Source organism: Anaeromicropila herbilytica, assembly GCF_016591975.1.
Taxonomy (GTDB): domain Bacteria; phylum Bacillota; class Clostridia; order Lachnospirales; family Lachnospiraceae; genus Anaeromicropila; species Anaeromicropila herbilytica.
The window spans coordinates 3831953-3846077 of sequence record NZ_AP024169.1 but is presented as its reverse complement, the minus strand read 5'-3'; the positions used below and the strand labels follow the sequence as shown (position 1 = coordinate 3846077).

9 protein-coding genes are annotated in these 14125 nt (G+C 32.6%); 6 read left to right on the top strand and 3 right to left on the bottom strand.

Annotated features, from left to right (window positions below; all coding sequences use genetic code 11):
* From bsdtb5_RS16625 to bsdtb5_RS16605, 5 genes are all read left to right on the top strand, one after another.
* The gene (locus tag bsdtb5_RS16625; protein WP_271713094.1) at positions 1 to 1572 is read left to right on the top strand and encodes a hypothetical protein; all 1572 of its coding nucleotides are present in this window, start codon (positions 1 to 3) and stop codon (positions 1570 to 1572) included.
* A gap of 169 nt (positions 1573 to 1741) precedes the next feature.
* Positions 1742 to 3064 (top strand): phosphopyruvate hydratase, encoded by a 1323-nt coding sequence (gene eno / locus bsdtb5_RS16620; RefSeq protein ID WP_271713093.1) that lies wholly within the window; start codon positions 1742 to 1744, stop codon positions 3062 to 3064.
* Between the two features lie 318 nt (positions 3065 to 3382).
* Positions 3383 to 4912 (top strand): Y-family DNA polymerase, encoded by a 1530-nt coding sequence (locus bsdtb5_RS16615; RefSeq protein ID WP_271713092.1) that lies wholly within the window; start codon positions 3383 to 3385, stop codon positions 4910 to 4912.
* A 51-nt stretch (positions 4913 to 4963) separates the two neighbouring features.
* Positions 4964 to 5422: a hypothetical protein gene (locus tag bsdtb5_RS16610; protein WP_271713091.1), complete on the top strand. Its 459-nt coding sequence runs from the start codon at positions 4964 to 4966 to the stop codon at positions 5420 to 5422.
* A gap of 197 nt (positions 5423 to 5619) precedes the next feature.
* A complete protein-coding gene (locus bsdtb5_RS16605) occupies positions 5620 to 7695 on the top strand; it encodes a fibronectin type III domain-containing protein (protein ID WP_271713090.1) in 2076 nt (691 codons plus the stop codon).
* 386 nt (positions 7696 to 8081) lie between these two features.
* Here the strand turns inward: bsdtb5_RS16605 and bsdtb5_RS16600 are convergent, their stop codons facing one another.
* From bsdtb5_RS16600 to bsdtb5_RS16590, 3 genes are all read right to left on the bottom strand, one after another.
* A complete protein-coding gene (locus bsdtb5_RS16600; protein ID WP_271712180.1) occupies positions 8082 to 9356 on the bottom strand; it encodes an IS4 family transposase in 1275 nt (424 codons plus the stop codon).
* A gap of 415 nt (positions 9357 to 9771) precedes the next feature.
* Complete coding sequence (locus tag bsdtb5_RS16595) at positions 9772 to 9984, bottom strand: hypothetical protein (protein ID WP_271713089.1); 213 nt, start codon at positions 9982 to 9984, stop codon at positions 9772 to 9774.
* 148 nt (positions 9985 to 10132) lie between these two features.
* Positions 10133 to 12784, bottom strand: a complete 2652-nt coding sequence (locus bsdtb5_RS16590; protein WP_271713088.1) for a calcium-translocating P-type ATPase, PMCA-type — start codon at positions 12782 to 12784, stop codon at positions 10133 to 10135.
* Between the two features lie 346 nt (positions 12785 to 13130).
* On the opposite strand from bsdtb5_RS16590, the gene bsdtb5_RS16585 reads away from it, so the two are divergent.
* Positions 13131 to 13688 carry a manganese efflux pump gene (locus bsdtb5_RS16585; RefSeq protein WP_271713087.1) on the top strand — a complete coding sequence of 186 codons (558 nt, stop codon included), beginning with the start codon at positions 13131 to 13133 and terminating at the stop codon, positions 13686 to 13688.
* Positions 13689 to 14125: the final 437 nt, after the last annotated feature.

Genomic DNA, 14125 nt, shown 5'->3' with positions numbered 1-14125 from the left:
ATGAAACATGAAGATAAAATAAATACTCTAATTGAAATTGATTATTACTCAAACATAATAATTGAATCATTAATAAATGAAGAAGATAAAAAATTTATCTCTGAAGTTTATAATAGATATAATATCAATAAGTCGGATATAGTATCTATTATGAATATATATGAAAATGAAATAAAAAGATTAGCTAAAAAAATAGATACTAATTGGGGAATTTCTATATGTATGTCAATTGTATCAAAAACATCATATGGAGGAGATAAACTAGCAGGATATAAGTTACAAATGTTTGCAGCTTGGGCAATCGAATATATATATTTAAGTAAGCCATATAATTGTGAATCTAAAAAAACAGTTGAAAACTTAACAAGTTTAATTGCAAATATTAGAGTTTTTAGAAAATTAGAATCAATCTACTCAATCTATGATAATTTGCCAGATAAAAGAATAAATTTTATCAACAGTGAAATATTATTTAGTCATGATGATTTAAATTATGTGAAAAAATATATGGAAGCAATCAGCGATAGAGGGACCAGGCAGAGAACTGCAAAGGATAATACATACTTTTTTTTGAAGAATAATAAAGAATTTATAGAAGCTATACAAGAAGTACTTAATGGTGCAGATCCTAAACGCATTAAATTATTTAATAATAGAGTTCATAAGTTTTTACCGTTAGCAAATGAAGATCATGAATCAATGGAATTGTGGAATGATCTTTATGTAGGTGCAAATTTATTCAAGGATTGTATAGAATTTACAACAATCTATTCATTATTATGCAAGTTGACTAATTTGGGAATCGTATTTTTAGATAATTACAGTATAGAGGATAAAACTTGGAATATAGAATGGTGTAAAGAAGCTAAAAGTAAAGATAAGATTCTGCTTTATGAAAGACCTGTTATTAAATTAAATGGATTTAATATGTATATAACCTCCTATCAAATTTTGGGTGATTCAATAAACTCAACTCTTGAGAATGTATTCTATAATTATAGAAGAGATATTCAAGCATCGGAAAAGCAATGGAAAATAGATTTTAAATATAATATATCATTAGATTTTGAAAAAAAGGTTAATAGGTATTTAATAAATAAGAATTTTATATCAGGAGAAGTGACTTCTAAAGGGGCTTGGAAAAATAATAAAAAAGTTCAATTAATTAATATGAGTGGTGATAATAGTAAATTTCCAGGCCAAATTGATGTTTTAGCAAAAAGTGACGAGTTTGAAATATTATTTGTTATAGAATGCAAAGTATATAAAGACTTAATACATGGCCAGAGAATAAACAGAATAAACGATTTATTTTTAGTAGAAGATAAAAACAATATACTAATTCCTTTAAATAATAAAGCTGAGTATATAATGAAATCGAATATTTTACAAGAAGCTGAAACAAAGCTAGATGTTATTACAATTTTGTTAACAGATATACCGTTTCCAATTTATCCAGATTTTAATCAATTTCATGATAATAGAAAAAATATCTTAGTGTTAGGTTTTGAACAATTTAAAAGGTATTTAGATGACATAACGAATAATGGAAGACTAAATAAAGACAACTAGTTTACACAAAACGAATTTCCAAAAAATTTCGAATAGATTCCTTATTTTTGTAAATGATATATATTGAATTCATGGTACCTCAATTAAGGTGCTCATGAAAGAACGACTCAGTAAAAGTAACTGTAGAGTTCACGAAAATAACAATATAAGTAGTAAGAAAGGAATCCATATGAAGAAAGAACTTTATATTACAGAAGTAACAGCAAGAGAAATACTTGATTCAAGAGGTAATCCAACGGTCGAAGTAGAGGTTATGTTAGAGGATGGCAGCGTTGGTAGAGCAGCAGTGCCTTCTGGTGCATCCACTGGTGCATTTGAGGCAGTCGAATTAAGAGATAATGATGAGACTAAATACTTTGGCCTTGGAGTTACCAAAGCAGTTAATAATGTAAAAGGTCCAATTGCAGATCTATTACGTGGTATGAATGCATTTGACCAAGTAGCAGTAGACAAAGCTATGATTAAAGAAGATGGAACTCCTAATAAGGGCAAATTCGGTGCGAATGCCATTCTTGGAGCTTCGTTAGCAGTTGCAAAAGCAGCAGCTGTAGCACTTGATATTCCTCTTTATGAATATATCGGTGGTGTAAATGCTAAAGTACTTCCAGTTCCAATGATGAACATCATTAATGGTGGTAAACATGCGGATTCTAGTTTGAATATTCAAGAATTTATGATTATGCCTGTTGGTGCAAAATCATTTTCTGAAGCTCTAGAACAAAGTACTAGAGTATTCCATACTTTAAAAGGACTATTAAAAAAAGATTCCTATATTACAGCAGTAGGAGATGAAGGTGGATTCGCACCAAAATTTGATTCAGATGAAGCTGCTTTAAAATATATTGTGAAAGCCATTGAAGAAGCTGGTTTTAAACCAGGAGGAGATTTCTGTATCGCAATGGATGCAGCTGCAACTGAAATGTATGAAGAAGCAATTAAAGCAGGAAGAAATGGTGAATATCTATTCTGGAAATCAGGTGAATTCAAAACAGTGGATCAGATGATTGATTACTGGGAGGATATTTGCAACAGGTACCCAATCATCTCTTTGGAAGATGGACTTGCAGAGGAAGACTGGGATGGATGGAAGAAGTTAACCGAGAGATTAGGACATAAAGTTCAACTTGTAGGTGATGACTTATTTGTTACGAATACAGAACGTATCCAAAGAGGTATTGATAAAGAAATATCTAATTCAGTACTAATCAAATTTAACCAAATTGGTACACTTACTGAAACATTAGAAGCAATTGAGATGGCTAAGAATAATAAGTGGACAGCTGTAGTATCACATCGTTCTGGAGAAACCGAAGATGTAACCTTGGCTGATATCGCAGTTGCTACAAATGCTGGTCAGATTAAGACAGGTGCTCCTTCAAGAACGGACCGTGTTGCAAAATATAATGAACTTCTTCGTATTGAGGAAGAACTTGGGGAATGTGCAGTATATCCAGGAAAGAAAGCTTTTAAAATATATCATGAATTACCATAATATAGTTTAAAGGATATAGAATAAAGTACAGACAATATAGAATAATATTAAATTTTAAATGGAGCTGTAGCACTAATGATTGTGAAATTGAAAGTGTGGCAGCTCCTTTTTGCTTACCTAAAATCATAAAAGAAATCAATATAAAAAACGCTATAATCAAAAACTAAGCTCTGTCACAACCTGTTGTTGATGTTTAGAACATTTGTTTGTAAATTTCTTTGGAATGTGCTATAATATGCCCAATAACCACGAAACTATGAGTTGCGACAGAGCCAAAAACTACAGCAAAACTATAACAAAAAACAAGGAGGCAATAGAATGGAACAGAAAAATCATATCTATATCGCGATTGATCTCAAGTCTTTCTATGCGTCTGTTGAATGTCTGGAACGTGGGCTTGATCCATTATCAACTAATCTTGTTGTTGCAGATGCAAGCCGTACAGAGAAAACCATTTGTCTTGCAGTATCTCCATCATTAAAATCGATTGGGATATCTGGAAGGGCAAGGCTATTTGAGGTAGTTCAGAAAGTGAAAGAAGAAAATGCAAATAGAAAGAGCAAAGCACCGAGGCATGTCTTTACTGGTTCATCGTACAATGATATTGAATTGAAAAGATCACCAGAATTATCATTAGATTATATTGCAGCGCCTCCAAGAATGGCAAAGTATATGGAATATAGTACACGAATATATAATATTTACTTGAAATATGTTGCTCCAGAGGATATCCATGTCTACTCTATAGATGAGGTGTTTATGGATGTAACTCAGTATTTGAAGACTGCGAATCTTTCTGCTAGGGAATTTGCAGCGAAGATGATAGGTGAGGTTTTTCAAACGGTCGGAATCACTGCAACCGCTGGAATTGGGACAAATCTTTATCTTTGTAAAATAGCAATGGATATCGTAGCGAAACACATACCTGCAGACAAAGATGGAGTGAGAATTGCAGAATTAGATGAAATGTCATACAGACGAATTCTATGGACTCATAAACCACTGACAGATTTTTGGCGTGTAGGTAGAGGGTATGCAAAGAAACTAGAGGAGCACGGAATGTATACAATGGGTGATGTGGCAAGGTGTTCCATTGGTAAGAAAAATAAGTATTATAATGAGGATTTGCTATACAAGTTATTTGGAATAAATGCAGAACTTTTAATTGACCATGCTTGGGGATGGGAACCGTGTACAATTGCAGATGTAAAGGCATATAAACCAAGCACGAATAGTATTAGTTCAGGGCAGGTTCTACAATATCCATATAATTATGATAGGGCAAGAATTATAGTACGTGAAATGACAGATCTTCTTGTGCTTGATCTGGTGGATAAAGGACTTGTAACTGATCAGATGGTTTTGACAATAGGCTATGATATTGAAAATCTAAGTAATCCAGAGATTAAAAAGAACTATCATGGATCAATAACGACAGATCACTATGGTCGTCAGATTCCAAAGCATGCGCATGGAACCATAAATCTGAAACGTCAAACATCTTCAACAAAGCTAATTATTGATGCTGTTATGGAGTTATATACTAGGATAGTGGATGAGAACTTATTAGTTAGAAGAATAAACATTACAGCCAATCATGTAGTGAATGAAAGTATTGTAAGGAAAGAGGAGTCTTTTGAACAACTTAATTTATTTACAGATTATGAGGCTAAGCAAAAGGAAAAAGAAGAAGAGGAAGCTAAGTTACTTCGAGAAAAGAAGATGCAACTTGCGATTCTTGATATCAAGAAAAAGTATGGAAAAAATGCAATATTAAAGGGAACGAACTTTGAAGAAGGCGCTATGACAATAGAAAGAAATAAACAAATTGGAGGTCATAAGGCATAGGTTATGAATTACACTAATTACACACTTATAATTCTGTGAAAGGATATGGAAATGATACAAGATTATAAAGACAAACATCCGTATGAAGATATTATTAACTTACAGCATCCTGTCTCTAACAATCGAGAGCATATGTCTATACTTGACCGTGCTGCGCAATTCTCTCCATTTGCAGCATTAACAGGTTTTGAAGGAGCAATCAAAGAAACTGCCAGACTGACTGACCAAAGGATAAAACTCGACGAAGCTGCAAAAACTGTATTAGATGAAAAAATAAAGATTGTACAAGAGCAGTTAGATAGATTAATAGAAGTAGAATTTTTGTTTTTTAGAGCAGATGAATTGAAGGAAGGAGGGGCTTATATCTTAGTGAAGGGTCCTGTAAAGAAAATTGATCAATATAAACATGTTATAGTTATGCATGACGGGACAAGGATACCGATAGAAGAGATTGTAGAAATATCAAGTGAAATGTTTCAAACTAATAGATTTCCGATTGTGGGGGTATAACCTTTTTAAATAGTCTTGACATAGCTTCCATAAATTAGATCTATATTTTTCTTTCTAATTTATGGAGGTACACTTATTTAGACACTGCTATTGCGTACACAAATGACATTTCTAATAAAATAGAAATGAAAATTGACAAATTATAGACAAAGACGTATTATTTAGGATAATACAATACATACAAGGAGTTACATAACATGAAAAGAAACGCATTAATTCTATTAATATTACTATTTCTAATTATAAATTGTTCTGGATTAGTATGTTCTAATACAGTAAAAGCAGAAGAAATCAATACGGTTACTCAGATTAGAATTACGCAAAATCCTACTAAAATGACCTATCTGAGTGGAGAAAATTTTGATACGACAGGGATGGTTGTAGAAGGTGTATATGCGGATGGAACATCGAGCTATATTACAGACTATGAAATAGTAGATTTTAATAGCAATCAGGTTGGTTTACAGAATGTTACGATACGATATCAGAATTGCACGACCACCTTATCTGTTATGGTTAACCCCGGTAAAGTTACGGGAATTAAGAGCACTTATCATGATACAACAACCATAACGCTTGCTTGGAACAGTATAGCGAATGTGACAAGTTATGAGATTTATTCCAAAGATGCTACAACAGGCAACTATAATCTAGAAACTACAGTGAATACGAATAAGGCAACATTTCACTATACGCCTGCCACAATACATAGTTATCAAATACGTGCTATAGTTGATATTTCGGGTACAAAATATTTGGGTGAATTTTCGAATCCTTATCAGACTGCTACAAACCCAGAACAAGTTATGAATCTGAAGGTAGTGAATTCTACTACAAATTCCATTGAGTTATCATGGGATATGGTATCAGGTGCAACAGGCTATAATATATACCGTTATAATAGTAGTACTAAAAAGTATAATAAGATTGCTTCTTCCTTAAATACAACGTATGTAGATAAAAAAGTATCTTCTGGAAAAGGGTATACATATAGAATAAAAGCTTACATATTAAATAAATCCTATCAGGGTATCTACTCAGATAAAGTTCAATTAAGTACCAATCCTGACATGGTGGTGCTAAAGGGCAAAGCAGGGGATAAAAAGATAAGACTTACTTGGGCTAAGGTTACGGGAGTAACCTCTTACGACATCTATATGGATGATGGAGTATCAGGTTATACTCTATTAACAACCAATACTGGAAATAGTAATTGCAAATACATTGCTGAAGGTTTAGTAACTGGTAATACCTATTCGTTTTATGCAATTGCCCATCGAAAATACAATGGGGTTACATATGACAGCGAACAATCAAATACAATATCGGTAGATGTTGTTGAAGTGCAAGCAACCAATACGGATGCAAAATATTTTCCAACCGTGGATGATTTTATAAGTTCAGATGCATATAAAATTCCTTTTTTTAGAAAAAATGTTGTATATTCAAAGAGTTTTATTATACCAGGTTTAATAAATACGAAATCAGGTGGTTTTAGCTGTTCCAGTATGTGTCCACAATCAATTACATTTGCAGGAGATTATTTACTAATAACCTGTTATGACCGTTCTTTTCAAGAAAATTCTGTTATCTATGCGTTGGATAAAAATACTAAGGAGTTATTAACTACGTTTACTGTTCCTGGAAAATCTCATCTAGGCGGTATTACATATGATGGCACTAATGTGTGGATCACTCTTCATAAAGGTGTTGCTGCCATTCCATTTTCTCAGATGGAAAGCAAAATTAAAGAAGGCATTACAGATGCTGATATTGAGATTAGCACTACCATTAATTTAGATATCATAGCATCATATATTACTTATTATAATGATAAACTTTGGATTGGTACCTATGATGAATTAAAAGAAACTGATATGAACAGTTATTCTATACTAAATAAAGATACTATACCAGAATTAGAACTGGATAGTACTTATACAGTACCAACCAGAGTTCAAGGTATTGTATTTAACAGTTCCGGGGATTTAATACTATCCAGATCCTGCCAGTTGTATAAAGGATTAAGGGGTTATATGCGTCAGTTAGATATTTATAAGCCAGAAGTATCAGAAGAAAATGAAATCATATCTTTAGGAGAATGCATTAATACAGTTGAAATGCCATCTATGAATGAAGGGGTAGCTATAGATGGGGATTATTTATATGTTATCTATGAATCTGGATCATTTGACAATGCATCCTATAAGATGGATCGAGTATGTGCTTTTGAATTATCCTCTTTGAATCCATCGAAGGCTAAGAAAAAATAATAATCAAGCTACTAACTCTTTGTCCTACCTCACACGGATTAACAACAGTGTATGAAGCAATGTCATGATGTTGGGGTTAAAAGCCTTATTTTAGTGTACTGAGTGTATATCGCTGTATAATTATGAATTTTGGCTACCTTTCCCTCAGGCACCATATTTTTTACAAGCCTCAGAACTAGTGAAAATACTCACTCACGTTCCTATTTTCACTATGAGTCTTGACAAAATATAAACGATACCTTCGGCCGGACTACCAATGTCGTCAACTTAACACTTGTAGTAAAAAAGTTTACAAAAAATTGTACAAAAATAAAACATCATATTTGATTATTTATAAAAATAGTGTAAACTATATGAGCGAGCAGTTTTTCGTTTTATAATGTATATTATAAAGTGGATTTTGTGTTCTGGGAGAACTTCATCCTGCTTCGCATTTTCTTTCGCTCATAAGAACGGTTTGTACGTACTTGTGAGCGATTTTTTATACCTATTTTTATCAAATTATTAATAACCTTTTTAGCAATACGATAGTTACAAATCAAAGTATATAGCTTATTAAAAAGATAGTTTACTAGAATATTTCTATTTGTTTTATAACATGTTGTTTTCTTTGTTTCCTGTTGAATATTAGATATTTCTTCATTGCAAACAGAAGCAAACATTGATAATAGGTTTGAAGCAAACATCGCAGCATAAAATTCCTGTTCAATTGCTTCCGGTTTTATGCCCATAAAATTTTCTAGCTTTAATATCGATTTGACTTCACGATATTTCGTTTCAATCCCCCACCTTATAAAATATAGTTCTTTAAACATTTCAACAGTTATATTGGGGTCAAAAAGATTTGTAACAAGTGTCTCTTGTAAGCCTGATGGCAAATCAAACTTTATAACTCTTAGCGGATAGGAACAGTCGTTATGAGAATACTGTATTGAAGTATCACCATAATTACATTGATATACCGCTTTTAACGCACCATGGGACTTTGTTTTATGTCTCATTACAAAGAAACATTGCTTTTCTTGAAGTTGCGCATAGAGTTTTCTAGATGGATAACCTCTATCAAAAATAATAATTGGTGCTTTCTCTCCGTGAACTTGATTTAAATTAAATTCATCGATTAATGTTTGGGCTTGAACTAATTCAGAAGTACGATAATGAACGAGTTTTGTATTAAGTAAGTTATCATTCAAAACATCATACAAAGCCGAAGCAGAAGCCAGAGCGACAGGGTCATATTGATTTTTTTTAGAACCATAATAAGTTTGATTTTCTTTTGTGTTAGGAATCTGCAATGAAGTACCATCAATCGCTAATACAGGGTGACCATTCCAAGTATTAAGGTTTGATCTTGTTTTATTAACATCAGTAGTCATTAGAAAAATTTCACGAAAAGCATCAGGTTTAATTTTAAAGCGAGCTTTTGAAAAAGCCTGTTTTGAAATTGAGTCAATTGCAAGGTTTGAAGAATCTATGTAATCGGAAAGAGCCACAGATAAAGATTTTTGTGGCTGACTTAAAAGGAATAAAATAATATCCTTAAAAGTTAATTTTCGATTACGATTAAAGCTTTTTTGATTAATCCTATGTTTTTCAATAAACTCTTCGCTAGTAATAAGGTTATTAACTGATTTTAATAAAGATGATATTTTTTTAATCATAATATGAAGTCCTCCAAAATTTAATAGTAAAAATGTATCTATTAAAATTTTGGAGCAAACATTTGTTTGTCAATTTGCATTTTAGACAAAATAATGTTTGATTTTTGTTCAGTATTTATTTGTAACTTCTTAAGTTGACGACATTGGCCGGACTACGCCAAAATTAATAATTATACATCAATATACACAATGTATGTTATAAAAGGCTTTTGACTCCAACATCATGTCATTTAGTTAAACTTAAAACATATAAGGTTAGATTTCCAATCGTGGGGTCTAACTTTTTTTATGATTCAATTTTAAGGGGCTGTCGTATTAGCCATTAAATTTTTTAATGGCTAATACGACAGCCCCCTATTTTTAACTAATTCAGACTATTTTATTTAATGCTTGATGAATTAAGAGAGGAGTATTTTTATTGTATATGATCAGAATCTAAGTAGTAGGGTTCTAGTAGTCTACATCGATAAAATTTAATAATGTTTCCGCTAATTAATCGTACTGTACTTTTATTACATAAAGATTCATCTCTTACATAAGGCATTTTATCATACATTTCTAAGTTCACATGTAGAGATCTGTTATACATCATTAATGGTACTGTAAGTAAATTATTTGTTTCTTCCATTCTTTTTTCTTACACCTCTTTCGTTGTCCTAAAGAATATTCTAGTTATGTATCGTCACAAATATTTGAATTATTAAGAACGATTTTATTCTTTTAGTAAGATTTGATTGTCAAAAGTCTTGTTTTAGAAAAGGATTTTGACATTATTTTTAATAATTATTTGCACGTTTTTGCATCTCGATAATGATAATAGGTACAAAAGACAATGCAAATACAATAACCCACTGTAAGCTAGTTAATGGAACTACTTTAAATATGGCAGCAAGTGGTTCATAGGAAATAACAATAACTTGTAAAAAGGTGCAGAATAGGAAGGAAAGGAAGAGCTTCATATTGGTTAATAACCCAATTGTCATAATGGAATGATCGCTTCTCATATTAAAGGAATGGAAGAGCTGGGAGAGGCTGAGTACCGCAAATGACATGGTACGACCGACTTCAGGATTAAGAATTCCAAGATATGTCTTCTCATCAAAGCACTTAATACCAATAACAAAAGCTGATAACGCTAGGGCACCAATCATCATTCCCTCAAATATAATCTTAAATACCAATCCGTCAGCAAACATTCCTTTTTTGAGTGGAATAGGCTTCTTCTTCATAATGTCCTTGGCAGCAGGTTCCACGCCCAATGAGATAGCAGGTAAGGAGTCTGTAACAAGATTAACCCATAGAAGCTGAACTGCTAACAACGGAGAAGGTAAACCAAGAATAATTGCTACAAATATGGTAATAATCTCACCGATATTACTTGATAGTAAGAAATGAATCGCTTTCTTAATATTATCATAGATACCACGACCTTCACGTACTGCGGACACAATGGTAGCAAAATTATCATCAGTAAGTATCATATCAGCTGCATTTTTGGCAACATCAGTTCCTCCAATACCCATTGCACATCCGATATCTGCAGACTTTAGAGCAGGTGCATCATTGACCCCATCACCAGTCATTGCTACGACTTCATTATTGTTCTGAAATGCTTTTACAATTCTTACTTTATGTTCAGGTGACACCCTTGCGAATACACTATATTGGTAGATATTATGATCAAGTTCTTCTTTACTCATTACATTTAACTCTGCACCAGTTATTGCTTTATCAAGTGGACCCATAATTCCAAGCTCTTTTGCTATTGCGCATGCTGTATCAACATGATCTCCAGTAATCATAACTGGTTTAATTCCAGCCATCTTACAAGTTGTAACTGCATCATATACTTCTTTTCTAGGTGGATCAATTAATCCAATTAGGCTTACGAAGATGAGGGAACTTTCTATTTGTCTTTGAGGTTGACTTTTTGAAAAGGTTGGTAAATCTTTATAAGCTACAGCAATTACTCTAAGAGCTTTATTGGCCATTTCGGTATTATGCTTTAGGATTTGTTTTTTCTTTAAATCAGTTAATGTAAGTATCTTGCCATTTTCATAGATAAAGTTACATTTGGATAATAAGACATCGGGTGCTCCCTTTGTTATAATGCGAAAAGTTCGGTCTTCAAGTTGATGTACTGTAGTCATTAGTTTTCTTGTGGAATCGAATGGAATTTCATACACTCTATGATTTAATAAATCAAGTTTTGTCTTTACTAGACCTACTTTATAAGCAGCATGAATAAATGCAGTTTCGGTTGGTTCACCAGTTGTATTTACTTCTTTCTTGGTTACTTGAAGAATTGTATTATTACAAAGTGCAGTTAATGTTAGTGTGAATATACCTAATGGACTATCAGGATATTCATTACCTTTTATAGAACGAATCTCTGTAACTGTCATCTTATTCTGTGTCAGTGTTCCAGTCTTATCAGAGCAGATTACAGTTGCACTTCCTAAGGTTTCAACTGCTGGTAACTTACGGATAACAGCATTCTTCTTAGCCATACGTTGTACACCTAAGGACAGCATGATAGTAACAATTGCAGGGAGCCCTTCTGGAATAGCTGCTACAGCTAGACTAACAGATGTCATAAACATATCAAAGATATCATGTTGTCTTAAGATTCCGATAATAAATATAATAACGCAAATGATAAGGGCTGCGATACCTAGTGACTTACTAGTTTTCGCAAGTCTTTTTTGCAATGGAGTCTGAGGGGCTTCATCTTGCATAATCATTTTTGCAATATGGCCAACTTCAGTATCCATTCCAGTATGAACTACAATTGCATGACCACGTCCAGTGGTGACGATACTGGTTGCCATGACAAGATTAATGCGGTCGGAGATAAGTGTATCTTTATGTAATGTTGTTTCTGCATTTTTTTCTACTGGATGGGATTCGCCAGTGAGGGAGGATTCTTCTACTTTAAGATTATTTGCTTCAATAAGTCTGGCATCGGCTGGAACAAAATGTCCTGTTTCAAGAAAGATAATATCACCAGGTACTAAATCGTTTGACTCAATGGTTTGAATGCTTCCATCTCGTTTTACTAAAGCAGTAGGTGAAGACATTTTTTTTAGTGCTTCTAGAGATCTTTCTGCTTTCGTTTCTTGAGCAACTCCTAGGATTGCATTCAACGTGATAATTAAGAGAATAATGATTGGGTCGACAATATTAAGTTCTCCATTTAATAAGGATACAAGAAATGAGATGATTGCGGCGACAATCAAGGTAATAATCATAAAATCAGAGAATTGTTCTAAAAATTTGATTAATATACTTTTGTTCTTTTGAGTTTCTAATATATTCTTACCATATTTCTTTTGCCGTTTTAATACTTCTTTTTCACTAAGGCCTTTTTCAATCGTAACTTGAAGTTCTTTTGCAACTTCTGCTGGCGATTTGGAATGCCAATTCATTGATATATTCACTCCCTTACTAGATTTAGTAGCTTTAATTTCGTTGGTAATTAATCAAGTCTACTGTCCGTTCTTAGGACAATTAAAGCTTATCTTTTTGTTCATAGCTAATTATATGTACAATGTGAATAAATATAACAAGCTTTGTTAATTTACTTGAGGTGAGAAGCAATTCTGAAATTTTTATGAATTCCTTAATAGTTGGAACGTATTATACTTTATGGCATATTTTAAAATGATTATGACAATCTAGAATAATATTTATAAGAAAACAATTTATAGTTTTTGAGTATTTAAGGTAAAGAGTTATAAAAGATTAGTCAGTTGTTGAGGGAGAATAAATGGTATGATATTTAGCATAATTATAATATCTATTTCTTTGAGTATAGATGCGTTGGGAATTGGTGTTTCATACAAAATAAAAGGAGTTCGAATCCAGCGTGAGGCAAAAGCAATCATAGGAATTGTATCAATGCTAATGATGCTCGTAGCAGTAATGATAGGAAGACACATGAGTTATTATATGCCAGAAGATGTATGCAAAATAGTTGGAATAAGTATCTTAGTACTTATGGGAGCATCAATTATTCGAAATAGTATTAATCATGAAGAAGAGAATACGTATGATAGGGATCATTCAATGGAGATTACGGGTATAGAAGCGATACTGTTAGCATTAGCTTTATCCCTTGACTCTGTAAGTGCTGGAATCGCAGTTGCAGCAATTGGACTTGGAAATCTAATCATACCAGTCTGTGTTGGACTTACGCAGATGTTCTTTTTGGCTCTAGGGGAATGGTTAGTGGGAAGATTCCATCAGTTGCAGAATCTAAATAGTAAAGTATGTGGGTTGTTCTCGGGAAGTTTACTTATATTGATTGCGATTATTCGGGCTATTAACTAGTGGGGGATATTCATTCATGGCTCCTTATAGGGCAGTCTATCAGAATATTGCGGTATCAATAGGCCAGAAGTTATTTGGGTTAAAAAGCATAAGAAGTTCTAAAAGAGAATCCATCATTTAAAACATGATAAGAAGAAACCAACTCGTTGGGATACACTCAGACACGGCTTCTTCTTATCATTGGCATGATGAATTTTCTTTAAGAACTTCTAATGCTTTTAAAACAAAATAACTTCTGGTCTGTTGATACCACAATATTCAGGGAAAGTTATGATTAGGGCTGATCGAATGTGAAGTATTAGAAGATTTAATTATTTATTTTATAGCTTGTTTAGAACTCCTTTAGATGTTAATATATAATGTAGGTTTGAGTAAAAAAGAAGAAGGCATGTATTATTGCTACATGAATATAAATGGATAATGCAAACTTTAAGGCA

Coding starts and splice junctions, on each gene's coding strand:
- bsdtb5_RS16625 (WP_271713094.1), top strand. CDS start 1: ATGAAACATGAAGATAAAATAAATACTCTAATTGAAATTGATTATTAC.
- bsdtb5_RS16595 (WP_271713089.1), bottom strand. CDS start 9,984: ATGGAAGAAACAAATAATTTACTTACAGTACCATTAATGATGTATAAC.
- bsdtb5_RS16610 (WP_271713091.1), top strand. CDS start 4,964: ATGATACAAGATTATAAAGACAAACATCCGTATGAAGATATTATTAAC.
- bsdtb5_RS16605 (WP_271713090.1), top strand. CDS start 5,620: ATGAAAAGAAACGCATTAATTCTATTAATATTACTATTTCTAATTATA.
- bsdtb5_RS16615 (WP_271713092.1), top strand. CDS start 3,383: ATGGAACAGAAAAATCATATCTATATCGCGATTGATCTCAAGTCTTTC.
- bsdtb5_RS16585 (WP_271713087.1), top strand. CDS start 13,131: ATGATATTTAGCATAATTATAATATCTATTTCTTTGAGTATAGATGCG.
- bsdtb5_RS16600 (WP_271712180.1), bottom strand. CDS start 9,356: ATGATTAAAAAAATATCATCTTTATTAAAATCAGTTAATAACCTTATT.
- eno (WP_271713093.1), top strand. CDS start 1,742: ATGAAGAAAGAACTTTATATTACAGAAGTAACAGCAAGAGAAATACTT.
- bsdtb5_RS16590 (WP_271713088.1), bottom strand. CDS start 12,784: ATGAATTGGCATTCCAAATCGCCAGCAGAAGTTGCAAAAGAACTTCAA.